The organism is Streptomyces sp. NPDC050264, assembly GCF_040655895.1.
Classification (GTDB): Bacteria; Actinomycetota; Actinomycetes; order Streptomycetales; family Streptomycetaceae; genus Streptomyces.
The window spans coordinates 56344-81521 of the sequence record NZ_JBFAKV010000011.1 but is presented as its reverse complement, the minus strand read 5'-3'; the positions used below and the strand labels follow the sequence as shown (position 1 = coordinate 81521).

The 25178-nt window shown below is 72.0% G+C and carries 22 protein-coding genes and 2 pseudogenes; 18 read left to right on the top strand and 6 right to left on the bottom strand.

The genetic code is table 11. The features are described from left to right. The gene (locus AB0J02_RS21250; RefSeq protein WP_363195278.1) at positions 1-1377 is read left to right on the top strand and encodes a wax ester/triacylglycerol synthase family O-acyltransferase; all 1377 of its coding nucleotides are present in this window, start codon (positions 1-3) and stop codon (positions 1375-1377) included. A 105-nt stretch (positions 1378-1482) separates the two neighbouring features. Next, the gene (locus tag AB0J02_RS21245; protein ID WP_363195277.1) at positions 1483-2988 is read left to right on the top strand and encodes an SDR family NAD(P)-dependent oxidoreductase; all 1506 of its coding nucleotides are present in this window, start codon (positions 1483-1485) and stop codon (positions 2986-2988) included. On the opposite strand, the pseudogene AB0J02_RS21240 reads toward AB0J02_RS21245, so the two are convergent. Together AB0J02_RS21240 and AB0J02_RS21235 are read right to left on the bottom strand one after the other, a co-directional pair. Continuing rightward, a pseudogene (locus AB0J02_RS21240) lies at positions 2967-3688 on the bottom strand (SDR family oxidoreductase). The gene AB0J02_RS21245 and the pseudogene AB0J02_RS21240 overlap by 22 nt on opposite strands. A gap of 133 nt (positions 3689-3821) precedes the next feature. After that, positions 3822-4394, bottom strand: a complete 573-nt coding sequence (locus AB0J02_RS21235; protein WP_363195276.1) for an inositol oxygenase family protein — start codon at positions 4392-4394, stop codon at positions 3822-3824. Between the two features lie 256 nt (positions 4395-4650). Here AB0J02_RS21235 and AB0J02_RS21230 point away from each other — a divergent pair, with 256 nt between their 5' ends. The 5 genes from AB0J02_RS21230 to AB0J02_RS21210 all read left to right on the top strand — a co-directional run bounded on the left by AB0J02_RS21230 (position 4651) and on the right by AB0J02_RS21210 (position 10657). Further along, positions 4651-5430: a DUF4142 domain-containing protein gene (locus tag AB0J02_RS21230; RefSeq protein ID WP_363195275.1), complete on the top strand. Its 780-nt coding sequence runs from the start codon at positions 4651-4653 to the stop codon at positions 5428-5430. Positions 5431-5781: 351 nt separating this feature from the next. Beyond that, a complete protein-coding gene (locus AB0J02_RS21225) occupies positions 5782-5955 on the top strand; it encodes a hypothetical protein (RefSeq protein WP_255978286.1) in 174 nt (57 codons plus the stop codon). Between the two features lie 192 nt (positions 5956-6147). Next, complete coding sequence (locus AB0J02_RS21220; protein WP_363195274.1) at positions 6148-8037, top strand: family 20 glycosylhydrolase; 1890 nt, start codon at positions 6148-6150, stop codon at positions 8035-8037. Between the two features lie 21 nt (positions 8038-8058). Continuing rightward, positions 8059-9612 (top strand): alpha-L-fucosidase, encoded by a 1554-nt coding sequence (locus AB0J02_RS21215; RefSeq protein WP_363195273.1) that lies wholly within the window; start codon positions 8059-8061, stop codon positions 9610-9612. A gap of 85 nt (positions 9613-9697) precedes the next feature. After that, a complete protein-coding gene (locus AB0J02_RS21210) occupies positions 9698-10657 on the top strand; it encodes a formylglycine-generating enzyme family protein (protein ID WP_363195272.1) in 960 nt (319 codons plus the stop codon). Positions 10658-10759: 102 nt separating this feature from the next. Here the strand turns inward: AB0J02_RS21210 and AB0J02_RS21205 are convergent, their stop codons facing one another. Together AB0J02_RS21205 and AB0J02_RS21200 are read right to left on the bottom strand one after the other, a co-directional pair. Further along, a complete protein-coding gene (locus AB0J02_RS21205) occupies positions 10760-12409 on the bottom strand; it encodes an amidohydrolase (protein ID WP_363195271.1) in 1650 nt (549 codons plus the stop codon). Positions 12410-12447: 38 nt separating this feature from the next. Beyond that, positions 12448-13929 carry an APC family permease gene (locus AB0J02_RS21200; RefSeq protein WP_363195270.1) on the bottom strand — a complete coding sequence of 494 codons (1482 nt, stop codon included), beginning with the start codon at positions 13927-13929 and terminating at the stop codon, positions 12448-12450. A gap of 126 nt (positions 13930-14055) precedes the next feature. Between AB0J02_RS21200 and AB0J02_RS21195 the strand changes: the two genes are divergently transcribed. Then, positions 14056-14748, top strand: coding sequence for a TetR/AcrR family transcriptional regulator (locus tag AB0J02_RS21195; protein WP_363195269.1), 693 nt, complete (start codon positions 14056-14058; stop codon positions 14746-14748). Positions 14749-14979: 231 nt separating this feature from the next. Here AB0J02_RS21195 and AB0J02_RS21190 read toward each other — a convergent pair whose 3' ends face one another. Further along, a complete protein-coding gene (locus AB0J02_RS21190) occupies positions 14980-15681 on the bottom strand; it encodes a FadR/GntR family transcriptional regulator (protein ID WP_363195268.1) in 702 nt (233 codons plus the stop codon). A gap of 300 nt (positions 15682-15981) precedes the next feature. Here AB0J02_RS21190 and AB0J02_RS21185 point away from each other — a divergent pair, with 300 nt between their 5' ends. From AB0J02_RS21185 to AB0J02_RS21150, 8 genes are all read left to right on the top strand, one after another. After that, on the top strand, positions 15982-17013 hold the full coding sequence (locus AB0J02_RS21185; RefSeq protein WP_363195454.1) for a sugar ABC transporter substrate-binding protein: 1032 nt from the start codon (positions 15982-15984) through the stop codon (positions 17011-17013). Next, positions 17010-18539, top strand: coding sequence for a sugar ABC transporter ATP-binding protein (locus AB0J02_RS21180; RefSeq protein WP_363195267.1), 1530 nt, complete (start codon positions 17010-17012; stop codon positions 18537-18539). The genes AB0J02_RS21185 and AB0J02_RS21180 overlap by 4 nt, the downstream gene beginning before the upstream one ends. A 25-nt stretch (positions 18540-18564) precedes the next feature. Then, positions 18565-19602, top strand: a complete 1038-nt coding sequence (locus AB0J02_RS21175; RefSeq protein ID WP_363195266.1) for an ABC transporter permease — start codon at positions 18565-18567, stop codon at positions 19600-19602. 90 nt (positions 19603-19692) lie between these two features. Then, a complete protein-coding gene (locus AB0J02_RS21170) occupies positions 19693-21048 on the top strand; it encodes an L-fuconate dehydratase (RefSeq protein ID WP_363195265.1) in 1356 nt (451 codons plus the stop codon). After that, a complete protein-coding gene (locus AB0J02_RS21165; RefSeq protein ID WP_363195264.1) occupies positions 21045-21818 on the top strand; it encodes an SDR family oxidoreductase in 774 nt (257 codons plus the stop codon). The genes AB0J02_RS21170 and AB0J02_RS21165 overlap by 4 nt, the downstream gene beginning before the upstream one ends. Positions 21819-21823: 5 nt before the next feature. Beyond that, on the top strand, positions 21824-22825 hold the full coding sequence (locus AB0J02_RS21160; RefSeq protein ID WP_363195263.1) for an aldo/keto reductase: 1002 nt from the start codon (positions 21824-21826) through the stop codon (positions 22823-22825). After that, positions 22822-23136: an L-rhamnose mutarotase gene (locus AB0J02_RS21155; RefSeq protein ID WP_363195262.1), complete on the top strand. Its 315-nt coding sequence runs from the start codon at positions 22822-22824 to the stop codon at positions 23134-23136. Before AB0J02_RS21160 ends, AB0J02_RS21155 begins: the two co-directional genes overlap by 4 nt. Next, positions 23133-24002 carry an amidohydrolase family protein gene (locus tag AB0J02_RS21150; RefSeq protein ID WP_363195261.1) on the top strand — a complete coding sequence of 290 codons (870 nt, stop codon included), beginning with the start codon at positions 23133-23135 and terminating at the stop codon, positions 24000-24002. The genes AB0J02_RS21155 and AB0J02_RS21150 overlap by 4 nt, the downstream gene beginning before the upstream one ends. Here AB0J02_RS21150 and AB0J02_RS21145 read toward each other — a convergent pair. Then, positions 23963-24466: pseudogene (locus AB0J02_RS21145) on the bottom strand (lipase maturation factor family protein); the annotation flags it as partial. The gene AB0J02_RS21150 and the pseudogene AB0J02_RS21145 overlap by 40 nt on opposite strands. Before the next feature lie 2 nt (positions 24467-24468). Between AB0J02_RS21145 and AB0J02_RS21140 the strand changes: the two are divergent. Further along, positions 24469-24843, top strand: coding sequence for a LysR family transcriptional regulator substrate-binding protein (locus AB0J02_RS21140; RefSeq protein WP_363195453.1), 375 nt, complete (start codon positions 24469-24471; stop codon positions 24841-24843). Beyond that, a complete protein-coding gene (locus tag AB0J02_RS21135; RefSeq protein WP_363195452.1) occupies positions 24806-25165 on the top strand; it encodes a LysR family transcriptional regulator substrate-binding protein in 360 nt (119 codons plus the stop codon). Before AB0J02_RS21140 ends, AB0J02_RS21135 begins: the two co-directional genes overlap by 38 nt. The last annotated feature ends 13 nt before the right edge of the window (positions 25166-25178 follow it).

Genomic DNA, 25178 nt, shown 5'->3' with positions numbered 1-25178 from the left:
ATGAACTCCAAGAGCTCGGACCTGCTCGCACCACTCGACCTCGCATTCTGGAACATCGAGACCGCCGAACACCCGATGCACCTGGGCGCGTTGGGAGTCTTCGAAGCCGATGGCCCCGGCGCCGCCCAGCACGCGTACGAGCTGCTGGCCGCGCGCGCCGCCGGGGTGCCGGGACTGCGCATGCGGATAGCCGGGGTGCTGGTGCCGGTCGGCGGCGCCGCCCGGGTGCCCGTCACCGAGTTCGACCCGCTCGACCACGTACGGCTCGCGGACCCCGTGGAGGCGGGTGCTGATTTCCACGCCGCCGCCGGCGCGCTCATGGAGCGGCCGCTGGACCGGACGCGGCCGCCGTGGGAGGCGCATGTGCTGCCCGCGGCGGACGGCACGTCGTTCGCGGTGCTCTTCAAGTTCCACCACGCCCTCGCCGACGGACTGCACGCGCTGAGGCTGGCCGTCGCCGTCATGGACCCCACGGACCTGCCGGCCCCGCGCGCTCCGAAGGAGGAGCCCGCGCCCCCTCGCGGCCTGCGGATCCCGTTCACGGGGCTGCGGGAGATCACGCTCGGCGACCTCGACCCGCGGCGCTACCCCGACCACGCGCGCTCCCTGGTGAGAAGCGCCACACAGGCCACCGCGATCGGCGCCTCCGTGGCCCGCGCCGCCTGGGGCGTGCGCACCTCGCCCGCGCTGACCTCCGAGGCCGGCGGCGGCCGGCGCACCGCGGGCGTCGTGCTCGACCTTGACGATGTGCACCGGATCCGCAAGAGCGCGGGCGGCACCGTCAACGACGTGCTCATCGCGGTCGTCGCCGGGGCCGTGCGGCGCTGGCTCGACGAGCGGGGCGACGGCAGCGACGGCGTCGAGCCGCGCGCCCTGATCCCCGTCTCGCGGCGCCGCCCGCGCACCGCCCACCCGCAGGGCAACCGGCTCTCCGGGTACCTCGTGCGGCTGCCCGTCGCCGAGGCCGACCCCGTGGAGCGGCTGCGCGTCGTGCGGGCCGCCATGGACCGGCGCAAGGACCGCGGCCCGAACCGGGGGGCGGGCGCCGTCGCGCTGCTCGCCGACCACGTGCCGGCGCTCGGCCACCGGCTCGGCGGCTCCCTCGTCGGACAGAACGCGCGGCTGCTCTTCGATCTCCTGGTCACCAGCGTGCCGCTGCCCAGCCTCGGCCTGCGGCTCGGCGGCTGCCCGCTCACCGCCGTCTTCCCGCTCGCCCCGCTCGCCAAGGGGCAGTCCCTCGCCGTGGCCGTCTCCACCTATCGCGGGCGCGTGCACTTCGGCCTGGTGGCCGACGCGGAGGCCGTCCCGGACCTCGACGTACTGGCCCGCGCCGTGGTCGAGGAGCTGGGCTCGCTGAGCGCCGCCTGCGCACCCTGATCCGGCACGGGTTTGGAGACTGGGGCCGCCGCTCCGTAAAATTCCGGTTTCGAAAGCTCGCGCGGTTCGCGCGCGACGCGGCAGACCTCAGGAACGGCAGCGGCGATGACGGTGACAGACGACAACCAGGCCCCGGAGGCCCCCGACCTCTCCGGGGTGCTCCATGGGCCGGGCATCGACCCGGACCGGCTCGCCGTCTGCCTCAGCGTGCTGGACGAGCTCGACAAGCTCGACGTGGACCACCCCGACGCGATCGCGGTCCGGCGTGCCACCGCCGGCATCTACCGGACCGTGAAGCAGCGCCGCCGCCAGGAGCGCCGCGCCGCCAAGACCGCCCACGACAAGGCCGTCACCGAGGCGACCGCGACCGGGTCCGCGCAGCGCATCGACGACGAGACCGAAGGCCTGCTGCCCTCGTCGGGGACCGAGGAGGGCCGGGTCGCGGGGATACTCCAGCGCCCGCGCTCCTGCTACACCTGCAAGGCCCGGTACGTGGAGGTCGACTACTTCTACCACCAGCTCTGTCCCGACTGCGCCCGCGTGAACCGGTCCAAGCGCGAGGCCCGCGCCGACCTCACGGGCAAGCGCGCCCTGCTCACCGGCGGCCGCGCCAAGATCGGCATGTACATCGCGCTGCGGCTGCTGCGGGACGGCGCGCACACGACCATCACGACGCGTTTCCCCAAGGACGCCATCCGGCGTTTCAAGGCGATGGACGACTCGGCGCAGTGGCTGGACCGCCTGGAGGTCGTCGGCATCGACCTGCGCGATCCGGCCCAGGCCGTCGCGCTCGCCGAGCAGGTCGCCGCGCAGGGTCCGCTCGACATCCTCATCAACAACGCGACGCAGACCGTGCGCCGGCTGCCCTCCGCCTACGCGGCCCTGGTCGACGGCGAGGGCGCGCCGCTGCCCGCCGGCGAGCTGCCCGCCCACTCCGTCATCGGCGCCTTCAACTCCGGCGCGGTCGACGGCATCGCCGCGCTGCCCATCGGCACCAGCGGCCTCGACGCGCAGAAGGTCGCCGACCTCGCGCTCGTCGCGGGCAACGCCAGCGTCGCCCGGCACCTGGACGGCACCGCCATCGACGCGGGCGGCCTCGTCCCGGATGTCGTCGACTCCAACACCTGGGTGCAGACCATCGAGCAGATCTCCCCTGTGGAGCTCCTCGAAACCCAGCTGTGCAACTACACCTCGCCGTTCATCCTGATCAGCGCCCTGCGCTCGGCGATGGCCGACGCGGCGAAGAAGGCGGCGAGCGGCCGTTCCTACGTCGTCAACGTCTCGGCGATGGAGGGCGTCTTCGGCCGCGGCTACAAGGGCGCGGGCCACCCGAACACGAACGCCGCCAAGGCCGCGATGAACATGGTCACGCGGACCAGCGCCCAGGAGATGTTCCAGGCCGACGGCATCCTCATGACCTCGGTCGACACCGGCTGGATCACCGACGAGCGCCCGCACTACGACAAGCTGCGCCTCGCCGAGGAGGGCTTCCACGCCCCGCTCGACCTGATCGACGGCGCCGCCCGCGTCTACGACCCGGTCGTGCGCGGCGAGTCCGGCGACGACGTGTACGGCGTCTTCCTGAAGGACTACGAACCCGGCAAGTGGTAGCGGAGCCGGTTGCGCACGGCGTGCGCGTCGCCTGTGGGTGAGGCGGCGCGCACCCGCGTGCCGCCGTCCACCAGCAGGCCCGCGCCGGTGATCCACGACGCCTCGTCGGACCCCAGCCGGCGTACCGCCACGGATTCCTCCGCCCGCTCCCATACGAATCGCGCCATTTCGGTGCGGGCCAGCCCGGGGAGTCCAGGTTGACCCGCGCCAACGGGCCCGTCTGGCCCGCCAGTTGGAGCCGTCAGGTGCAGCAGGGCCGCCTTGCTCGTGCCGTACGTCCCCACGTTCGGGCCCACATGGGCGGCGCCCTCCGTGCAGACGCTGACGGCGGCGCCGCCGTGCTCGCTCCTCCACGCCCGCCACGCGCACCGCACCAGACGCGGCGGCGCCTCGACGTTCATCGTGAAGGCGGTGCGCCAAGCCCGCGGGTCGGCGTCCATGAACGGCCCATGGGGCTGGTTCGTCGCGGCGTTGTTCACGACGATGTCGACCCGGCCGTACGCGGCCGTCGTCCGCTCCGTCACGTCCGCAGCGCCGCGACCGTCTCCCGCACGCCCCCGGCGTCCCGGGCCGTCACACACAACACGGCCCCGGAGCGGGCGAGTTCCTCGGCGATCGCCCGGCCGATGCCGCGTGAGGCACCGGTCACGACGGCGGCTCTGCCGGCGAGGGCCCGAGGAGTTGAGGGGCCTGACTCCATGCGCGTACGGTCTCACGGCCCGACCTGGTGTGACGGTGCGTCAACCATGAGCTGTTCGCAGGGGGTTGGTGTGCCCGGCGTGCGCGCCCGAGGTGGAATCCAGGTGGCGTGGACGTACGCGCGATAGCCGAAGTCAGCTGCTGTACGCGGCAGTCGGGCGGCTGCCCGCCGCCACCAGTTCGAGCACCGGTCGCCAGTCGTCCAGAACCCCGGCGTCCAGGCCCACCACCTTGCCCGCGTCGTCCGCCTGCCGCAGCGCCACGGCGTCCTCGGCCAGCGGGTCGGCCTCGAACGCGGCGACCTCGTGCGGCGTCATCGGGCCGCCCTGCGCGCCGAGCGTCAGCGCGCTCTGCGCCGACAGGCCCCGGCCGGGCTCGACCGCGGTGAGGTAGCGCTTGGCCGGGACGTGCAAGCGCACGAGGCGCGCCACCCGTTCGCCGAGCAGCCCGCGCACCGCGTCCGCCGCCCGGTCCGCGTGACCGGCGTCGTCCCCCGGGCACAGCAGATGCCCGAGATCGTGCACCAGCCCCGCGACCTGCAATTCCTTGTCGCTGGGGCGGCCCCGCCGCAGCAGTGCCGCGGTCTGCAGCGCGTGGTCGTGCAGGTCGACGGGGTCGCCGCTGCGGTCGGGGGCGTCCCACGCACCCCGGCAGGCGTGCAGTGCCGCCATCAGCTCCTCGACGGTGCGCAGCTCGACGCGTTCCATGGACGACTCCTCCCGAAGCTCCTGCGCTGCCTGTCCGGAAGGAGACCATGGGAACGGGACCACCATCTGACGGACCGGTCAACGGGACGTTAACGCTCATTCCCCGGCAACAGGCGGCAGGGGCGCGTACGCACCGTGACCGAGCGGCGCGATCCGCGCGAGGAACTGAACACGACGGCCGTCCCGCCCGTATCTTCCCGTACCACCAAGTAGCTCGCCGCACCGGCGAGTTGACGTAGGTCACCGGGAGGACCGCTTGCGTCGCGTCAACGGCACCACCCTCATCCTCGCCGCCCTGATCGCCACCCTCGGTGCCCTGGCGTTCCCGATCTGGTCCTACGCCGACCGCTCGGGAACCGGTCAGGCCGACCTGAACGCGGGCACCGTGGCCACCCAGTGGGGCCCGCTGTCGGCGACGGACCGGGACTTCCTCGTCAAGGTCAGGCTCGCCGGGCTGTGGGAGATACCGGCCGGCCAGCAGGCCATGGAGCGCGCCCCGACCCAGGCGATCAGGAACGCGGGGGACCACCTCGTCGTCGGGCACACCGACCTCGACCAGCGGGTGCGCTCGGTGGCCGCGAAGCTCGGGGTGGAGCTACCGAACCAGCCGAATCCGCAGCAGCAGGGCTGGTTGAACGAGATGTCCGCGGCGAGCGGCAAGGACTACGAGGACAAGTTCGCCAATCTGCTGCGGGATTCGCACGGCAAGGTGTTCGCGCTCATCGCCCAGGTCCGGCACACCACCCGTAATTCACTTGTACGAGAGCTGGCCACCGACGCCAATCAGACGGTCCTCGACCACATCACCATGCTGGAGAACACCGGTGACGTGGACTTCGACGGCATCGCGAACGAGGCGGCGGGCAGCGCGAGCGTCAGTCCGTCGGGGCCGCCTCCGCCGAACGGCCAGGTCCCGCCCGCTCCCGCCCCTGCTCAGCCCACGGGTTCGCCGGACGCCACGTCCCGGCCCTCGGCGGAGCCGACCGACGACCCGGGCCGCACGGTCAACACGGACCGGCCCGCGCCGGCCTCGTGAGGGGAACTGACGGAGCACGCCCCGAGACCGGAAATCGGGTCGCGTCCCGCCGGGTCCGCGTGGCTGAATGAACACCTGGCGACCTCCCGAGGGCGTACGGGTTTCAGCCCCATCGAGCGGGACCGCGCTCATTTGGTTACTCTGTAGCCGGACGGTTACCGCAAGTGGGTCCCACCCGTACCCATGGTGCCGTCCGGGGAGAGGTCGCATCACGGCCGATCCCACCAGCGACAACCGGCGCCACCGCGCCCGAACTGGCCCTCTACTCAAGCCCGATCGGGCGTCCGGTGCCCCGCGAGACGCTGGGCCGGTCACGCCGGAGCGGGTTACCCGACACACAAGGAGTGCGCGGTGACACCAGAGAAGACGAATCGCGAACAGCGCCCGAAGGAACGTACGGAGCGGGCCGGCCGGAGGCCGGAGAAGCTCGGCAGCCTCGATGTCTGGGCCCGGTCGGCCCCGATCCGCCTCGCCGGGTACGAGGACGATCTCGCCGAACCGCACATCCTGCCCAGCGTCGACTGAGCTTCCCGGTCCCGACCCGGACCGTTCGCCCGCATCCCTCCACGGTGAGGGGTGCGGGCACACGTGTGTCCGGGCCCGGACAGCAGACCCCGGACGGGCCCTGCTGTCATCGGATCTGTCCCGGCGGATGTCCAAGCATCCGCCGGGTTTATCCATGGACTGTTTCCGTCCGCTCATGAATCATCGGATGTCATGTTGACCGAGTTCCGTACGAAACTGCCCACCGGGCGGCGCAGATCACGCCTCGTCGGTGCCGCGCTCGCCCTGCTGCTGACCGCCGCCCCGGTCTCCGCCGCCCACGCGGACACCCCGGCCGCCGCCACGCCCCGTACCGTCCCGGCCCTCACCGACTGGCAGGCCGGTCAGGGGAGTTACACCTTCACCAGCCGCTCCCGGCTGGTCGCCCACGACACCGCGTCCCGCCGCGTCGCCCACACCCTCGCCGACGACCTGCGCGCCGCGGGCAAGGGGACTGTGCCCGTCACGGGCGGCCCCTCCCGCACAGGCGACATCGTTGTCGATGTGGACGCCCACGAGACGAGGCAACTGGGTTCCGAAGGCTATGAGTTGAGGGCCGGAAAACGCCTGGAGATCACCGGCGCCGCCCGGACCGGCGCCTTCTACGGGACCCGTACTCTCCTGCAACTCCTCGCCCGGAGCAGCGAGATACCCGCGGGCAGGACCGTGGACGTGCCGCAGTACAAGGAGCGCGGAGTCGGCGTCTGCGCCTGCTACGTGCACATCTCCACCGACTGGCTGGAGAACCTCGTCCGCGACATGGCGTACCACAAGCTCAACCAGCTGCTCCTCGAGATCAAGGTGAAGAGCGACGCCCACCCCGAGGCCAACTCCTGGGGCTACTACACCAAGAGCGAGATCAGGCGACTCGTCGCCCTGGGCGAGAAGTACCACGTCACGATCGTCCCGGAGATCAACTCGCCGGGGCACATGGACCCCTGGATCCAGGACAGGCCCGACCTCCAGCTCGTCGACACCGACGGCAACGCCCAGCCGTCGCGCCTCGACATCACCAAGCCCGAGGCCTTCGACTACTACAAGAGCCTCATCGACGAGTACGGCGAGGTGTTCCCCGCTCAGTGGTGGCACATGGGCGCCGACGAGTACATGCTCGGCTCCGACTTCGCCAAGTACCCGCAGGTCCTCGCCTACGCGCGGGCCAAGTTCGGGGCGAACGCCACCCCGCAGGACGCCTTCATCGACTTCGTGAACCGCGTCGAGGCGTACGCCGCGAGCAAGGGCAAGCGGCTGCGCATCTGGAACGACGGGCTGACCGGCGCGAACACCGTGCCCGTCAAGCCCGGTACCACCGTCGAGCACTGGCTGAACGTGAACGTCAAGCCCAGCCAACTCATCGCGCAGGGCTACCCGGTGATGAACGCCGCCTACTCGCTCTACGTCATCCGCGGCGGCTTCCACTCCGACACCGCGAAGCTGTACGACGAGCAGTGGGACCCGCGCAGCTTCGAGGGCGAGAAGCTCGCCTCCCGTGACGGCATCACCGGCGCCAAGATCAGCCTCTGGCCCGACAACGGGCGCGGCGAGACCGAGAACGAGGTCGCCACGGCCGCCTTCATGCCGCTCAACCACATCGCCCAGGCCACCTGGGGCACGCCCCACCCGGACGCCACGTACGCCGCGTTCACCGCCCGCGCCGACGCCGTCGGCCACGCCCCCGGCGTGCGGGACCTGACGCGCGTGCCGCTCGCCGACGGCACGTACACGCTCGCCGACGGCGGCCACCGCACCGCCCCGGCCCAGGTACGGCTCACCCGCACCGCCGACGGCTACGCCACGCTCACGAACGCGGCCGGCGCCTGCCTGGAGACGCGCAGCGGAAAGCTCACCCTCAACGTGCCGCTGGAGCCGGGCTCCGCCGTCACCTGGGAGACGTGCGACGCGAAGAACACCCTCCAGCGCTGGCAGCTCACGCACGACAAGGGCGGCCACCGGATCACCAACGCCATCACCCGCATGACGCTGGACGCCACCTCCGACGGCCGGCTCGTGCAGTACCCGCCGGACCAGCGGACCTCCACCACCTGGACTCTGAACCCCGCCTGAGCGGAAGGGACTTACCCGCACATGCCCCTGACCCGACGCACCTTCCTGGCCGCGGCGACGGCCACCGCGGCCGTCGCCGCCACCGGCCTGCCCGCCGCCGCGGCACCGGCCGCCCCCGCGGAGCCGTACTTCCGCATCCCCGTCAGCCCCGACGACAGCGCCGCCCGGCTCATCGCCAAGGCCGCCCACGTCCGCCCGACGAAGCGCCAACTCGCCTGGCAGGGCCTGGAGAAGACCGCCTTCCTGCACTTCGGCGTCAACACCTTCACCGGCCTCGAATGGGGCACCGGCGATGAGGACCCGAACGTCTTCCAGCCCACCGGGCTCGACACCGACCAGTGGGCGCGCGCCCTGCGCGACGGCGGCTTCAAGCTCGCCATCCTCACCGCCAAGCACCACGACGGCTTCGTCCTCTACCAGTCCCGCTACACCAAGCACGGTGTGGTGAGCAGCAGTTGGCGCGGCGGCGAGGGCGACGTGCTGCGCTCCTTCGCCGACTCGATGCGCAAGTACGGCATCAAGGTCGGCGTCTACATCTCGCCCGCCGACGAGAACCAGTACCTCGACGGCGTCTACGCCAACGGCAGCGCCCGCACCGCCCGCACGATCCCCACCCTCGTCGACGGCGACGACCGCGCGGGCCGTGACCTGACCGCGTACGACCTGGACGCCACCGACTACGGCGCCCACATGCTCAACCAGCTCTACGAAGTCCTCACCGAGTACGGGCCGGTCGACGAGGTGTGGTTCGACGGCGCCCAGGGCCGCATCCCGCCGGACAAGGTCGAGACGTACGACTGGGACAGCTGGTACTCCCTCGTCCGCGCCCTCGCCCCGAACGCGTCGATCGCCGTGTCCGGGCCCGACGTCCGCTGGGTCGGCAACGAGGACGGCATGGCGCGCGAGAACGAGTGGAGCGTCATCGCCGTCAAGGACAGCGGCAACGGCAAGTACGACCGTGTCCTGGCCTACGACTCCGCCGACGAGGGCAGCCGGGACGCCCTCCTCAAGGCGCAGCCGGACGCGGCCGCGCTGCAGTGGTGGCCGGCCGAGTGCGATGTGTCGATCCGGCCGGGCTGGTTCTACCACGCCGACGAACAGCCCAAGTCCGTCGAGCAGTTGACGGATATCTGGTACCGGTCGGTGGGCCGGGGCGCCGTCCTCCTGCTCAATATCCCGCCGGACACGGACGGCCTGCTGCCCGCCGCCGATGTCGCCCGGCTCAAGGAGTTCCGCGAGCGCACCGACCGCGAACTGCCCGAGGATCTGACCCGCGGCGCCCGCGTCAGGGAGGACCGCGCGGGCACCCGCACCGTCGACCTCGGCCGGCCCACGACGGTCGACCGGATCAGGATCGCCGAGGACATCCGGCACGGCCAGCAGGTCGAGCACTTCGTGGTCGAGGCCCTCGTCGACGGCGCGTGGACCACGGCCGCCGAACTCGGCACCATCGGCGCGGCCCGCATCCTCGCACTGCCGGCCCCGGTCACGGCCCGGCGCTGGCGGCTGCGGATCACCCGATCCAGGTCGACCGTCCACATCAAGGAGTTCGGTCTGTACAAGTCACAGGTCTGAGCAGCCGGGCGGGGTCGGCCGCGACCCCGCCCGTCGCCCCGTGCGAAGATCGGCCCGGACCGGACCGCCCGGGGAGGAGACCCACATGAGCGCGCAGGAGCCGACCGTATCCGCGTGCTGCGCCGCGCCCCGCGGCGCGGCCCCGTCCGAGCCGGGGCCGGTGGTTCTCCCGCCCAGGCCGCGTCGCCGCCGCGGGCCGTCGGGCAAGGGCATGGTCACGCTGCACGGCGGCCCGTTCCTGATGGGCAACGAGGACGAGCAGGCCAACCCCGGTGACGGTGAGGGGCCGGTCCGGGAGGTCACCGTCTCCGCGTTCCGGATCGACGAACACGCGGTCACCAACGCCCAGTTCGCCACCTTTGTGAAGGAAACGGGATATGTGACCGCAGCGGAGCGGTTCGGCTGGTCGTACGTCTTCGCCGGCTTCCTCGCCCCCGAGCGGGTGCGGGCGACCCGGGCCCCGGCCGGCACCCCCTGGTGGCGCGGCGTCGAAGGCACGACCTGGCGGGCGCCCGAGGGCCCCGGCTCCGGCATCGGGGACCGCGCCCGGCACCCCGTCGTCCACGTCAGCTGGGACGACGCGAGCGCGTACGCGGCCTGGGCGGGCAAGCGGCTGCCGACCGAGGCCGAGTGGGAGTACGCCGCCCGCGGCGGCCTCGACCGGGCCCGCTACCCGTGGGGCGACGAGCTGACGCCGCGCGGGCACTGGCGCTGCAACATCTGGCAGGGCGAGTTCCCGGTGGTCAACACGGGCGAGGACGGCCACGTCGGCACCGCCCCCGTCGACGCGTACCGGCCCAACGCCTACGGCCTCCACAACGTCGTCGGGAACGTGTGGGAGTGGGTCGCCGACCGCTTCACGGCGACGCACGCGGCCACGCCGACCACTGATCCGCGGGGCCCGGCGGAGGGCGAGAACCGGGTGATGCGGGGCGGTTCGTACATGTGCCACGACTCGTACTGCAACCGCTACCGGGTCGCGGCCCGCACCTCCAACACCCCGGACTCCAGCAGCGGCAACTGCGGCTTCCGGTGCGCACTCTGATCCTCTTGATCACCCCCCGATCAAGCACCCCAATGAAGCCCCTCCGGCGATTGGGGAGCGGGGTCCGGGGCGGGGCCCCGTGAGCCTCGCGAGCGCGCCGGATCAGTCCCCGAACACGCGCTGACCGCCCACAAAGGTCTGCTCCACCTTCGTCTCCCCGATCTCCTCGGCCGCCCCCGCGAACGGATCCCGGTCCAGCACGACCAGATCGGCAAGAAACCCCGCGGTGATCGTCCCGGTCTCCGCGTCGAGCCCGTTCACATACGCGCTGCCCGCCGTGTACGCCGTCAGCGCGTCGAGGAGCCCGATCCGCTCGCCGGGCAGGAACACCGGCGTCCCGGCGGGCGCGTCCGGGGCCACCCGGTTCACCGCCACATGGATGCCCTGCAGAGGATCGGGGCTGCTCACCGGCCAGTCGCTGCCGGCCGCCAGCGTCGCGCCCGAGCGCAGCAGCGCCCCGAACGGATACTGCAGCGCCGCCCGCTCCTCGCCGAGGAAGGGGATGGTCAGCTCGTCCATCTGCGGCTCGTGCGCCGCCCACAGCGGCTGGATGTTCGCGCTCGCGCCGAGCGCCCGGAACCGGCCGATGTCGTCCGGGTGCACGACCTGCAGATGCGCGAGGTGCGGCCGCGTGTCGGACCGGCCGTTGGCCTGCCGCGCCGCCTCCACCGCGTCGAGGGCCTCGCGCACGGCCCGGTCGCCGAGCGCGTGGAAGTGCACCTGGAAGCCGTGCGCGTCGAGCGCGGTCACGTACGTCTTCAGGTCCTGCGGCTCCACGAAACTGATCCCGCTGTTGTCCGTCCGGCAGCCGCACCCGTCGAGGTAGGGGCCGAGCAGCGCCGCCGTGCCGTTCTCCGCGACCCCGTCCTGCATGATCTTCACCGTCGTCGAGCGCAGCCTGCCGCGGGTGCCCGTTGTCCGCCGCGCGAGAAGCTCCTCGATCTGCTCGGTGCCGCGCGCCCGGTCCCACCACAGCGCGCCCACCACCCGTGCGGTCAGCCGCCCGTCGTCCGCGCACGCGAGATACGCGTCCGTGGGGTCGGTCAGATTGGCGTGCGAGCCGAGCAGCGCGTCCTGCCAGGCGGTGATGCCGAGGGAGTGCAGCAGTTCCTGGGCGCGCAGCAGCCCGGTGATCCGCTCCTCCCGGGTCGTCGCCGGCAGCAGCCTGCCGACCAGGTTCGCGGCGCCTTCCTGGAGCATGCCGGTGGGGCAACCCGCGGCGTCCCGCTCGATGCGGCCGTCGGCCGGGTCGGAGGTGCGGGCGTCTATCCCCGCTCGTCGCAGGGCGGGGGAGTTGACCCAGGCGCCGTGGTGATCGCGGTTGACGAGATACACCGGCCGGTCCGGTACGAGCGCGTCGAGTTCGGCGGCGACGGGCAGCCCGCCGGGGAACGCCTCCATCGACCAGCCGCCACCGGTGATCCACTCCAGCTCCGGATTCCGCCGGGCGTACGCGTCGATGAGTTCGCGGTAGGCGGCGAGCGTCGTCGCCCCGCTGAGATCGCACTGGCCCAGCTCCAGGCCGCCGCCGACCGGATGGGCGTGCGCGTCCTGGAACCCGGGGATCAGCAACTTGCCCGCCAGGTCGACGACTTCGGTCCGGGGGCCGATCAGCTCGCGCACCTCGTCGTGGCCGACGGCGACGATCCGTTCGCCGCGGACGGCGACGGTGGTGGCCCGGGACCGGGCGGGGGAGCCGGTGTGGACGGGGCCGTTGGTGAGGACCAGGTCGGCGGGGGCGGTATCGGACATGTGGGGCGACTCCTCGCGTAGGCAGGGGCGTTACGGACTTACGGGACTTCGAGTGCGGTCGGTGGGACAGAGCCGGCGTCGGTGCCGCGCCGGGTCGTGAAGTAGGGGGAGCGGCGGCGGTACTTGGCGACGGCCGCCATCGCGAGCCCCGAGGCGACGGTGGCCGCGGGTACGGACAGCATGAACCAGCCGTTGTCCGGGCTGAGTTCGAAGTGGTCGCTCATCGTGGCGTAGTCCCGGCCGAGGTAGACGCCGACGCCGAGCAGGGCCACCGCGCTCAGCCCGGGCGCGACCACCGAGCGCAGCGCCTGCGCGGGTGAGGTGCGCAGGGCCGAGCGGAACCGGACGGCGCAGGCGAGCGCGGTGAGGCCGTAGTACAGGGCCACGGTCAGGCCGATCGAGTTCACGGCCGCGAGGATCATCTCGTTCAGCTTCGGGATGGCGAGGGCAAGGAGCGCGACCAGCGCCGCGACGGCCATGACGAGCACCGTGCCGAGGGCGGGGGAGCCGTAGCGCGGGCTGATCCGCGTCCATACGCGGCCCATCGTGCGGTCGCGTCCCATCGCGTACAGGCCGCGCGCGGTCGGGATGACGCTGGACTGCAGCGACGCCACGGCCGACAACAGCAGCGCGAGCAGCGGCAGGCTCGCGACCGGCTCGTCCGCCAGCTTCGCCCCGAGATACGTGAGCGCTCCCGGGCCCTGCTCGATCAGTTCCGGCAGTGACATCTCGCGCTGGAAGGCCACCGACCCGTACAGGAACAGCGCGAGCATCGTGAACAGGGCGATGAAGCCGCCGCGGCCCACGTCCCGTACGTCCTTCGTCTCCTCGGTGACGCTGAACGCGGCGTCCCAGCCCCAGAAGAAGAACACCGCGAGGACGAGACCCTGGGCGAACGCCGTGCCGTCGTGCACGGCGAACGGGTTCAGCCACGACCACTGGAAACCGTGCGAACCGGTCACCAGGCACCAGCCGCAGAAGCCGAGCAGGACCGCGTACTCGAACACCAGCAGCCACGCCTGCAGCCGGGTCGCCTTGCGGACACCGGTGACCGCGGTGACGGTGACGACGGCGAGGACCAGCAGGCCGACGACCGTGCTCAGCGCCGTCGAGTTCGGATCGAGATCGAGGCCCAACAGCGTATGCAGATGGGCCTTGTTGGCGAACTGCAGGAAGACCGAGCCGGTCACCGCGCTGGTGTACGCCATGAAGATCACGGTGCCGACGAGCGTCACCCAGCCGGTGAGGAAGCCGAGCCACGGGCCGAGCGACGAGGCGACCCAGACATAGCCGCTGCCCATGTTCGGCTCGGAGCGGTTGAGCCGCGCGTACGCCGTCGCGATGCCGAGGATCGGGAGGAACGCGACGAGCAGCACGGCCGGCGACTGCAGGCCCACCGTCGCGGCCAGCGCCCCCATCCCGATGCCGATGCTCGTGGTGGCCGCGGTGCTGGACGCGGCGATGGCGACGCCGTCGACGACACCGAGGGAACGGCGCAGACCTGGAGATTCGCTTCTCATGGGCAGGCTCCTGGGACCGTGAGGCGGGAGGTGTGGCGAGGAGGCTGCGATCAAATCGGCCTTGTCAGTGTTGCGTCAATGGTGTTGACATAAGGGTGGGGCGGGCCGGCGAAGGGGAGCGAGCAGATGACCGAGGGGCGAGTCCCGGCGGAGCGGCGGCGCCGCAAGCCGACCAGGTCGGGCGTGGTGCTGTCCGAGGAGGTGATCGTCGACTGCGCGCTGCGCCTGGTCGGCCAGCACGGGCCGGACGCGCTGAGCGTACGGCGGCTCGGCGCGGCGCTCGGCTGCGATCCCAGCGCCCTGTACCGGTACTTCCACAACACAGACGACCTGCTGCTCGCCATCGCCGACCGGATCATCGGCGAGGCGCAGGCGGGCTTCGACCCGGACGGCATGCCCTGGGCGGAGGGGCTGCGCGAGATGGCGCTGCGCATCCACGGCTGTTACCGGGCGCATCCGAGGGTGGCGGCGATGGCCGCGTACCGGGTGACACGGCGCCTCAACGAGTTCCGGGCCGTGGATACGGGGATCGGGCTGTTGCGCCGGGCGGGGTTCGATGACGCGTCCGCGGTGCGGTATTACGCGGCCTTCGTGGACACCGTGCTGGGGCATGCCGCGCTGGACGCGGCGCACTTGGCTCTGCCGGTTGAGCGGAGGGGGGCGGACGACTTGGCCTGGGGCGGGGTGTACGCGGGGCTGCCGGACGCGGAGTATCCCCAACTGGCTTCGGTTCGGCCGCACTTGCCCTTGATGAGCGGGAGTTCGTTCGAGACGGCGCTGGAGTTGCTGCTGGCGGCGTTGGTGGCCGCGGCGCCGTAGCTCCGCCGGGTGGGTGGGATTCCGCGGGCCGGTGGGGGCTGGTCGCGCAGTTCCCCGCGCCCCTGCGATGCGCACCGCGTGCGCCATCTCAGGAGGCGCGTGTGACGCGCCCTCATGGGGCTGCGGCGAAGCCGCACGCCCCAAAGGCGCGGGGGACTGCGTGACCAGCCACGACGGTGCGGCGGCCGGGACGCGACCGGAACCCCTACGGCGCGTGGCCGGGGCCTGGGCTCAGTCCAGCTGGGACCGGAGCCATTCCTCCACCTCGCCGACATGCGCCGCGGCAGCGGCCCGCGCCGCCTCCGGGTCGTGGGCCACCAACGCCCGGTGGATACGGGCGTGTTCGCGACGGGTCCGCTCGAACGCCCCCTCCTCCTGGTAGCCGCGCCACACCCGCGCCCGGAACGTCCGCGAGGACAACCCCTCCAGGATCGCCGCCATCGTGTCGTTGCCCGCGGCGGCCACGATCGCCCGGTGGAAGGCGAGGTCGTGGGAGAGGATCTCCTCCGGGTCGTCGGTGGCCTCCATCGCCGCCAAGTGCTCTTCCACCTCGGCGAGTTGCGGCCGGGTGATCCGCGCGGCGGCCAGCGCCGTCGCCGTCGACTCCAGGATGCGGCGGACTTCGAGAAGCTCCACCAGGCGTGGCCCGCGCGACAGGTCCGCGACGACCCCGAAGGTCTCCAGGAGGTCCCCGGCCTCCAGTTGCGTGACGTAGATGCCGGAGCCGTGCCGCGCCTCCAGGACCCCGAGCACGGTCAGGGCGCGGATGGCCTCCCGCATAGAACTGCGGGAGATGCCCAGCTGGACCGCCAGATCCCGCTCCGTGGGCAGGCGCTGGCCCGGCTCCAGGCTGCCGCCGCCGATCATCGCCTTGATCTGCTCGATCGCCCGAGCCGTGACGGTGCCCTTCTGGGGGGCGGTCTGCTCCACCATGACGTCCTCCCGAGTGCGGGTACCGCTCCTTGATGCGGAGATGCGGCGCAGTCTAACCAGCAAAGTGGTCCGACCACTACCGAGGTGGTCGGACCTTTCCGGGGTCTCAGACCCGTAAAACCCGAGAAAACTTGGCTCCAAGGGTGTTGTCGAAGCGAAGTGGTCTGATAAATATCTCGGCGCGGCCAGGTACCAGGACGGCGGGACCCGACCGCGAGCCCATGACGTCCGGAGCCGAGGAGCGGTCCGATGAATGGCACCACGAAGCGCCCGACGAGTTCGAGAGCGGGAGCGCTGCGCATGGCGGCCCTCCTGGGCTGCGCCGCCCTCGCGCTCACCGCGTGCGGCAGCACCAAGGACGACACCGCCGGATCGGCCGGCGGGGGAGGCGGCGACGGCAAGGGCAAGGTCGGCGTCATCCTGCCCCTGCTGACCTCGCCGTTCTGGCAGTCGTACAACGACTACGTGCCGAAGATGGCGAAGTCCGAGGGGGTGGACGCGATGAAGACGGTCAACTCCAACAGCGACCCCTCGCAGCAGATCACCGACATCAACAACCAGCTCAACCAGGGCGTGAAGGGCCTCGTCGTGGCGCCGCTGGACAGCGCCGCCATCGCCGCCGGGCTCGACCAGGCCGAGCGCAAGGGCGTTCCCGTGGTCGCCGTGGACGTCGCGCCCGAGAAGGGCAAGGTCGCCATGGTGGTGCGGGCCAACAACGTCGCGTACGGCGAGAAGGCCTGCGAGTACCTCGGCCAGCAGGTCAAGACCGGCAAGGTCGTGCAGATCATGGGCGACCTGGCGTCGGTCAACGGGCGGGAGCGCTCGAAGGCGTTCCGCGACTGCGTCAAGACCAAGTACCCGAAGCTGAAGGTGCTGGAGATCCCCGCCAAGTGGGAGTCGGACACCGCCGCCTCGAAGCTGGACACGCTGCTCAACGCCAACCCCGACCTCAAGGGCATCTACATGCAGGCGGGCGGTGTCTACCTCGCGCCGACCCTGCAGACCCTCAAGTCCAAGGGCATGCTGAAGACGGCGGGCAAGGCGGGGCACATCGCGATCGTCTCCAACGACGGCATCCCGCAGGAGTTCGACGCGATCCGCAAGGGCCAGATCGACGCGACCGTCTCCCAGCCCGCCGACGCGTACGCCAAGTACGGCATGTACTACATCAAGGCGGCCATGCAGGGGAAGACGTTCGAGCCGGGCCCGACCGACCACGACTCGGAGATCGTCAAGCTGCCCAGCGGCACCCTCGAGGACCAGCTGCCCGCACCGCTGGTCACCAAGGACAACGTCGACGACCCCAAGCTCTGGGGAAACACGGTCAAATGACGTACACCACAGACCAGTTGGCGCCGCCGTTGGTGGAAGCCGACGGCATCGCCAAGCGGTACGGGCCCACGGTCGCCCTCGCCGACGGCCGGCTGACCGTGCGCGCGGGCGAGTCCCACGCGCTGGTCGGCCGCAACGGCGCGGGCAAGTCCACCCTCGTCACCGTCCTCACCGGGCTCCAGGCACCGGACGCGGGCACGCTGCTCTTCGACGGCGAACCCGCGCCGCCGCTCGGCGACCGGGAGGCCTGGCGCTCCAAGGTGGCCTGCGTCTACCAGAAGCCCACGGTCGTACCGGAGTTGACGGTCGCCGAGAACCTGTTCATCAACCGGCAGCCCGGAGCCCGCCGCGGCTTCTTCAGCTGGAAGAAGCTGCACGCCGAAGCGGCCGGGCTGCTCGACACCTGGGACATCCGCGTCGACCCCGAAGCGCGCACCGCCGACCTCAAGGTCGAGGACCGTCAAATGGTCGAGATCGCCCGGGCGTTGAGCGGCGGAGCCCGCTTCATCGTCCTCGACGAGCCGACGGCGCAGCTCGACAACCGGGAGATCGAGCGCCTCTTCGCCCGCATGCGGGCGCTGCAGGACTCCGGCGTCACGTTCCTCTTCATCTCGCACCACCTCCAGGAGGTGTACGAGGTCTGCCAGACGGTCACCGTGCTGCGCGACGCCCGCTGGATCACCACGGCGCCCGTCGCCGAACTGCCGCGCCCCGCGCTGGTCGAGGCGATGGCCGGCGAGGTGATCGCCGAGCAGGCGGCGGCCGCGGCCGAGGCGGTCGTCGAACAGGACGGGGTGGACGCCCCGGTGGTCCTGGCCGTACAGGCCCTGACCTCGGACACCTACCAGGACGTCGACCTGACGGTGCGCCGCGGCGAGGTCGTCGGCCTCGCCGGGTCCAGCGGCAGCGGCAAGATCGCTCTCGCCGAATCACTGGCCGGCCTCCACACGCCGATCTCCGGCACGGCTCAACTGGACGGAAAGCAGCTGCCGTTCGGCGACGTGTCGGCGGCGCTCGCGGCGGGCGTGGGCTGCGTGCCGCGCGACCGCCACGACCAGGGTCTCGTCACCGGCATGTCCATCGGAGACAACGCCACCATGACGGTGCTCGGCCGCCTCGGCCGCTACGGTTTCGTCGGCACGGACCGCAAGCGGTCCTTCGCCCGCGACCTCATCGACCGCCTCGACATCCACGCCGAGGGCCCCGAACAGCCGGTCTCCGACCTCTCCGGAGGCAACGCGCAGAAGGTCGTGATGGCCCGCGCCCTCGCCTCGGAACCGCACCTCCTCGTCCTCATCAACCCCACGGCCGGCGTCGACGTGAAGTCCAAGGAATCGCTGCTGCGCCGCGTCGACAACGCCCGGGACGACGGCACCGCGGTCCTCGTCGTCTCCGACGAACTCGACGACCTGCGCCGCTGCGACCGCGTCCTGGTCCTCTTCCACGGCCGGGTCGTCGCGGAACACGCGGCGGGCTGGAGCGACCACGACCTCATCGCGTCCATAGAGGGCGTCGACCGTGACTGACCTTCATCATCCGCAAGGAGCCCCCATGGCTGACACCCAGGCCCCGTCGGCCCCGGCCACCAAGACACCCCCGCACACCCGAGGACCCGGCACCGCCAAGACGGTTCTGCTGCGCCGCGCACGCGAACTAGCCCTCGTACCAGCCCTGTTGCTGCTCCTCATCCTCGGCGCCATCGTCAACGACTCCTTCCTCACCGAGCGCAACCTGATCTCCATCCTCGGCGCGTCCGCCGCCCTCGCGATGGTCGTCCTGGCCGAGTCCCTCGTGCTGATCACCGGCAAGTTCGACCTCTCCCTCGAATCGGTCGTCGGCATCGCCCCGGCCGTGGGCGCCCTGCTGGTGCTGCCGGTCGCCCAGTCGGGCTGGGGCGCCGAGTTCCCGGCCGTGCTCGCGATCCTCGCGATCCTCGTCGTCGGCGGCCTCATCGGCGCCTTCAACGGAATCCTGGTCGTGAAGTTCAAGCTCAACGCCTTCATCGTCACGCTGGCGATGCTGATCGTGCTGCGCGGCCTGCTCGTCGGCGCCACCAAGGGCAAGACCCTGTTCGGCATGCCCGACTCGTTCTTCTCGCTGGCCACGACCACGTTCCTGCGCATCCCCATGTCGGTGTGGCTCGCCGCCGTCGCGTTCGGCGTCGCCGGGCTGATCCTCAAGTACCACCGCGTGGGCCGCGCCCTGTACGCGATCGGCGGCAACGCGGACGCCGCCCGCGCCGCCGGCATCCGCGTCGAGCGCGTGATGCTCGGCGTCTTCATCGTGGCGGGCGTCCTCGCCTCGGTCGGCGGCATCATGCAGACGGGCTACGTCGGCGCCATCAGCGCCAACCAGGGCAACAACATGATCTTCACGGTGTTCGCCGCGGCGGTCATCGGCGGCATCAGCCTCGACGGCGGCAAGGGCACCATGTTCGGCGCGCTGACCGGTGTGCTGCTCCTCGGCGTCGTACAGAACCTCCTCACCCTCGCCCAGGTGCCGTCCTTCTGGATCCAGGCCATCTACGGCGGCATCATCCTGCTCGCCCTGATGATCGCCCGCGTCACCACCGGCCGCGCCCAGGACTGAGAGCCCGTGGCGTATCCCCGGCCGGGGATACGCCACAGGCTCCGACGCCACCACCCCGGCCGCCAAGGCCCCCTGCCCGAAAGGCATCCCGTGCCCGCAACCAGCCCGCGCGTCACCGCGGTCGACACCTATGACATCCGGTTCCCGACCTCCCGGGAACTGGACGGCTCCGACGCCATGAACCCCGACCCCGACTACTCGGCCGCGTACGTCGTCCTGCGCACGGACGCCGCCGACGGGCACGAGGGGCACGGCTTCACGTTCACCATCGGCCGCGGCAACGACGTACAGGTCGCCGCGATCCGGTCGCTGCGCCACCACGTCGTCGGCCGGTCCCTCGACGAGCTGTGCGCCGACCCGGGCAGCCTCAACCGCGACCTGGTCGGCGACAGTCAACTCCGTTGGCTGGGACCCGAGAAGGGCGTGATGCACATGGCGATCGGCGCCGTCGTCAACGCGGCGTGGGACCTCGCCGCCAAGCGGGCCGCCAAGCCCCTGTGGCAACTGCTCGCCGACGCGGAACCCGAATGGCTCGTACGGCAGATCGACTTCCGGTACATCGCGGACGCGCTCACCCCCGACGAAGCCCTGGAACTCCTGCGGTCGGGGCGCGAGGGCGCCGCGGAGCGCACCGCCCGCCTCAAGGAACGCGGCTACCCGGGCTACACCACCTCGCCCGGCTGGCTCGGCTACTCCGACGAGAAGCTCACCCGGCTCGCCCGGCAGGCCGTCGCCGACGGCTTCACCCAGATCAAGCTGAAGGTCGGCGCGGACCTGGCCGACGACATCCGTCGCTGCCGCACCGCCCGCGAGGTCATCGGGCCGGACATCCGGATGGCCATCGACGCCAACCAGCGCTGGAACGTCGACGAGGCGGTCCGATGGACGCGCGCTCTCACCGAGTTCGACCCGTACTGGGTCGAGGAACCCACCAGCCCCGACGACATCCTCGGCCACGCCGCGATCCGCAAGGCGGTCGGGCCCGTCAAGGTCGCCACCGGCGAGCACGTCCAGAACCGCATCGTGTTCAAGCAACTGCTGCAGGCCGGCGCCATCGACATCCTGCAGATCGACGCGGCCCGCGTCGGCGGCGTCAACGAGAACCTCGCGATCCTGCTGCTCGCCGCCAAGTTCGGCGTCCCCGTCTGCCCGCACGCGGGCGGCGTGGGCCTGTGCGAGCTCGTCCAGCACCTGTCGATGTTCGACTACGTCGCGCTGACCGGCACCACCGACGACCGCGTCATCGAGTACGTCGACCATCTGCACGACCACTTCCTCGACCCGGTCGTCATGCACGAGGGTCACTACACGGCCCCGGCCGCACCCGGCTTCTCCGCCACCATGCGACCGGAGTCGATCGCCGAGTTCACCTACCCCGACGGGGAGTTCTGGGCGAAGGACCTGGCCGAGCACGAACCGACCCGCACGAACGGAGCCGCAGCATGACCGACACCGCCAGCCTCCAGGACTTCGCCGGACTCAAGGCCCTCGTCACCGGCGGCGCCTCCGGCATCGGCCGCGCCACCGCCGACCTGCTCACCGCGCGCGGCGCCGCCGTCGCCGTCCTCGACCGTGACATCACCGCCGTGGAGAAGCCGCTGCGGGGATACGCCGCCGACGTCACCGACGACGAGACCGTGCGGGCCGCCGTGGCCGCCGCCGTCGCCGACCTCGGCGGCCTCGACATCGTGGTCAACAACGCGGGCATCGGCGCCCAGGGCACCGTCGCCGACAACGACGACGCCGAATGGCACCGCGTCCTCGACGTCAACGTCATCGGCATGGTCCGTGTCGCCCGCGCGGCCCTTCCCGCTTTGCGGGAGTCGGAGCACGCGGCGATCGTCAACACCTGCTCCATCGCGGCCACCGCCGGGCTGCCGCAGCGTGCGCTGTATTCCGCGTCGAAGGGCGCCGTGTACTCCCTCACGCTCGCCATGGCCGCCGACCACCTCCGCGAGGGCGTCCGCGTCAACTGCGTCAACCCCGGCACCGCGGACACCCCGTGGGTCGGCCGGCTCCTCGACAAGGCCGACGACCCGGCCGCCGAACGCGCCGCCCTCGAAGCCCGCCAGCCCACCGGCCGCCTCGTCTCCGCCGACGAGGTCGCGGGCGCCGTCGCCTACCTGGCGAGCCCGCTGTCCGGCGCGACCACCGGCACGTCCCTCGCGGTCGACGGCGGCATGCAGGGCCTGCGCCTGCGGCCCGCGGGACGGTGACGCCGATGCGGACCCGCACCCTGGGCCGGGGTGGTGTCGAAGTACCGGTCACCGAGCTCGGCTTCGGCGCCGCGGGCATCGGCAACCTGTTCACGCCGGTCCGCGACGACGAGGCGTACGCCGCCGTCGACGCCGCCTGGGACGCGGGCGTCCGGTACTTCGACACGGCCCCGCACTACGGCATCGGGCTGTCCGAGCGGCGCCTCGGCGAGTACCTGCGCACCCGCCCCTCGACCTCGTACACCCTGTCGACGAAGGCCGGCCGCATCCTGGAGCCGTACGACGGCGGGGGTGACGACCTGGCCCACGGCTTCGCGGTGCCCGCCTCGCACCGCCGCGTCTGGGACTTCAGCGCGGCCGGGGTGCGCCGCTCCATCGAGGACAGCCTCGGCCGGCTCGGCGTCGACAAGATCGACGTCGTCTACCTGCACGACCCCGACGACCACGCCGAGCAGGCCTTCGGCGAGGCCTACCCGGAGCTGGAGCGGCTGCGCGGCGAGGGGCTCGTGGACGCCATCGGCGCGGGCATGAACCAGGCGCGGATGCTGACCCGGTTCGTCCGCGACACCGATGTCGACGTGGTCCTGTGTGCCGGCCGCTACAGCCTGCTCGACCAGCGGGCCCTGCCCGGCCTGCTGCCCGCGGCGGCCGCGCGGGACGTCTCCGTCGTCATCGGCGGCGTCTTCAACTCCGGGCTGCTCGCCGACCCGAAACAGGGCGGCACCTTCGACTACGCCCTCGCCCCGGCCGAGGTCGTCTCCCGGGCCCTGAAGTTCAAGGAGCTGGCCGAGCGGCACGGCACCACCCTGCGCGCCGCCGCGCTCGCCTTCCCCTTCGGCCACCCGGCCGTCACCGGCGTCCTCGTCGGCACCCGTTCGGCGGCCGAAGTCATCGACACCGCCGAGCAGTTCGCCGCCCCCGTGCCCGCCGAGTTCTGGGCCGAGGCCCGCGCACGGAACCTGCTCGCAGCCGACGTCCCCACCCCTGAGCAGAAGGAGAGCGCGTGAGAGTCGCCCTGCACACCAAGGTCCGCGCCGACCGCGTCGAGGAGTACGAGGCGGCCCACCGCGAGGTCCCCGCCGAGCTGGTCGCCGCGATCCGCGCGGCCGGGGCCACGCACTGGACGATCTGGCGCAGCGGCACGGACCTCTTCCACCTCCTGGAGTGCGCGGACTACTCCCGGATGCTCGCGGAGCTGGAGAAACTCCCGGTGAACATCGCCTGGCAGGCCCGCATGGACGAACTCCTCGCCGTCGCGCACGACTACTCGGCCGACGGAGCGGGGGCGGGCCTGCCCGTCGTCTGGGAGTTGCCATGACGGCCGCCGCCGGAATCATCGACGCCCACCACCACGTCTGGGACCTCTCCGTCCGCGACCAGGACTGGATCACCGGTCCCGAACTGGCGCCGATCCGCCGGGACTTCACCCTCGACGATCTCGCCCCGGACGCGCGGGCGGCGGGTGTCGGGGCCACTGTTCTCGTGCAGACCGTGACCGTCGCCGAGGAGACCCCCGAGTTCCTCGCCCTCGCCGAACGCAGTGACCTCGTCGCGGCCGTCGTCGGCTGGACCGACCTGACCCGTCCCGACGTGGCCGACACGCTCGCCGCCCTGCGCCAACTCCCGGGCGGTCGGCACCTGGTGGGCATTCGGCACCAGGTGCAGGGGGAGCCCGACCCCGAGTGGCTGCTCCGCCCCGACGTCAGCCGGGGCCTGACCGCGGTCGCCGCGGCCGGGCTCGTCTACGACCTCGTCGTCCTCCCGCACCAGCTGCCCGCCGGCGTCAAGGCGGCCGCCGGCCACCCCGAACTCACCTTCGTCCTCGACCACGTGGGCAAGCCGCCGGTCGCGTCCGGCGAACTGGAACCCTGGAGCTCCCACGTGCGGGCGCTCGCGGAGCTGCCCAACACCCTCTGCAAACTCTCCGGCCTGGTCACCGAGGCCGACCGGGCGACCTGGACCGTCGACGCGCTGCGGCCCTACGCGGACACGGTCCTGGACGCGTTCGGTCCGGGGCGCGTGATGTTCGGCTCGGACTGGCCCGTGTGCACGCTCGCGGCCTCGTACGGGCAAGTCGTCGACACAGCGAGGGAGTTGCTGGGCGGCCCCGACGAGGAGGTGTTCGCCGGGACCGCCCGGCGCGTCTACCTCAGCCGGGTCGGTGCCGGGAACTCCCGGACGTAGGTCCGCTCCCACCACGCCCCGGTCGCCCGCAGCTCGCGCCACGTCGTGTACCGGTAGCGGTACACACGGGCCCGGATGTGGGCGGGCGGCGCGTCGGGGAAGGGACAGTGGCGCAGCGGCCGCAGCGTGTCCCGGTCCCCTTCGAGGAGCCGCTCGATGAGCCCGTCGCACCACGGACGGGCGTAGGCGGGCGACAGCGCGGCGAACCACGTCATCCAGTCGAGCCGCAGATGGTACGGCGCGAACGGGCGGGGCAATCGTCGCGGATCGCCCGGCTTGCCCTTGAACGCATAGGCCCGCCAGTCGGATTCGGGTCCGGGCGCCGTGTCCGCCGTGCCCTCGATGACGATCTCCTGCCTGACCCGGCCGACCGTGCCGAACGCTCCGTACGTGTTGACGAGGTGCAGCGGATCGTACGACCGGTTCATGGACTGGCGCCGGGACCGCAGGTTCCGCGCGGGCCGCCCTGGCGGCGACGGCCGACCTGCGTGCCACCGTCGACGCATACTCGGGGCCGCAGCGCGGCCACGTCACCCTGGGCCTGGTCACCGGCGCCGCCGCCGAGGCATTCGACATCGCCGGACTGCTCGCCGGCTTTCACGCGGCCCATCCGCACGTCGAGGTCTCCGTCACCGAATCCACCAGCGAACAGATGCTGACCGCGCTGCACCGCGGAGCCCTGGACATCGCCGCCGTCGGCGTCGCCGACACCGTCGCGCCGCCGGGCCTGACGTACGAGATCCTCATCGACGACGCGCTGGTGGCGGTCGTGCCGCCCGACGACCCGCTAGCCGAGCACCCCCCTGCGTGCCCTTCGCCGCGCCGGCCGACCGCCGTCTGATCAGCCTGCCGCGCGGCACCGGTGTGCGCGCCGTCCTGGAGCCCGCTGCGCCGAGGCCGGGTTCAAGCCTCGCGTCGCCTTCGAGGCGGGCACCCCGCTGCCGCTCGCCCGGTTCGCGGCGCGGGGCCTCGGCGTGGCGGTACTGCCCGAGCTCACCGAGGCCCAGGCCGCCGCCACCGGCGTACGCGCGCTGCCGCTGACGGACCCCGGGGCCCGTGCCCGCGTGGCCCTTGCCCGGTGCGCCGCCGGCCCGTCGAGCCCCGCCGCACGGGCCCTGCTGGAGCGGCTCCGGGCGGCTCTCGTCCCGAATGCGGCCCCCTGAAGCTGCGCCTAGC

Excerpts from the sequence above, each read along its gene's own strand:
- AB0J02_RS21250 (WP_363195278.1), top strand. The coding sequence starts at position 1 with ATGAACTCCAAGAGCTCGGACCTGCTCGCACCACTCGACCTCGCATTC.
- AB0J02_RS21245 (WP_363195277.1), top strand. The coding sequence starts at position 1,483 with ATGACGGTGACAGACGACAACCAGGCCCCGGAGGCCCCCGACCTCTCC.
- AB0J02_RS21235 (WP_363195276.1), bottom strand. The coding sequence starts at position 4,394 with ATGGAACGCGTCGAGCTGCGCACCGTCGAGGAGCTGATGGCGGCACTG.
- AB0J02_RS21220 (WP_363195274.1), top strand. The coding sequence starts at position 6,148 with ATGTTGACCGAGTTCCGTACGAAACTGCCCACCGGGCGGCGCAGATCA.
- AB0J02_RS21215 (WP_363195273.1), top strand. The coding sequence starts at position 8,059 with ATGCCCCTGACCCGACGCACCTTCCTGGCCGCGGCGACGGCCACCGCG.
- AB0J02_RS21210 (WP_363195272.1), top strand. The coding sequence starts at position 9,698 with ATGAGCGCGCAGGAGCCGACCGTATCCGCGTGCTGCGCCGCGCCCCGC.
- AB0J02_RS21205 (WP_363195271.1), bottom strand. The coding sequence starts at position 12,409 with ATGTCCGATACCGCCCCCGCCGACCTGGTCCTCACCAACGGCCCCGTC.
- AB0J02_RS21200 (WP_363195270.1), bottom strand. The coding sequence starts at position 13,929 with ATGAGAAGCGAATCTCCAGGTCTGCGCCGTTCCCTCGGTGTCGTCGAC.
- AB0J02_RS21195 (WP_363195269.1), top strand. The coding sequence starts at position 14,056 with ATGACCGAGGGGCGAGTCCCGGCGGAGCGGCGGCGCCGCAAGCCGACC.
- AB0J02_RS21190 (WP_363195268.1), bottom strand. The coding sequence starts at position 15,681 with ATGGTGGAGCAGACCGCCCCCCAGAAGGGCACCGTCACGGCTCGGGCG.
- AB0J02_RS21185 (WP_363195454.1), top strand. The coding sequence starts at position 15,982 with ATGGCGGCCCTCCTGGGCTGCGCCGCCCTCGCGCTCACCGCGTGCGGC.
- AB0J02_RS21180 (WP_363195267.1), top strand. The coding sequence starts at position 17,010 with ATGACGTACACCACAGACCAGTTGGCGCCGCCGTTGGTGGAAGCCGAC.
- AB0J02_RS21175 (WP_363195266.1), top strand. The coding sequence starts at position 18,565 with ATGGCTGACACCCAGGCCCCGTCGGCCCCGGCCACCAAGACACCCCCG.
- AB0J02_RS21165 (WP_363195264.1), top strand. The coding sequence starts at position 21,045 with ATGACCGACACCGCCAGCCTCCAGGACTTCGCCGGACTCAAGGCCCTC.
- AB0J02_RS21160 (WP_363195263.1), top strand. The coding sequence starts at position 21,824 with ATGCGGACCCGCACCCTGGGCCGGGGTGGTGTCGAAGTACCGGTCACC.
- AB0J02_RS21150 (WP_363195261.1), top strand. The coding sequence starts at position 23,133 with ATGACGGCCGCCGCCGGAATCATCGACGCCCACCACCACGTCTGGGAC.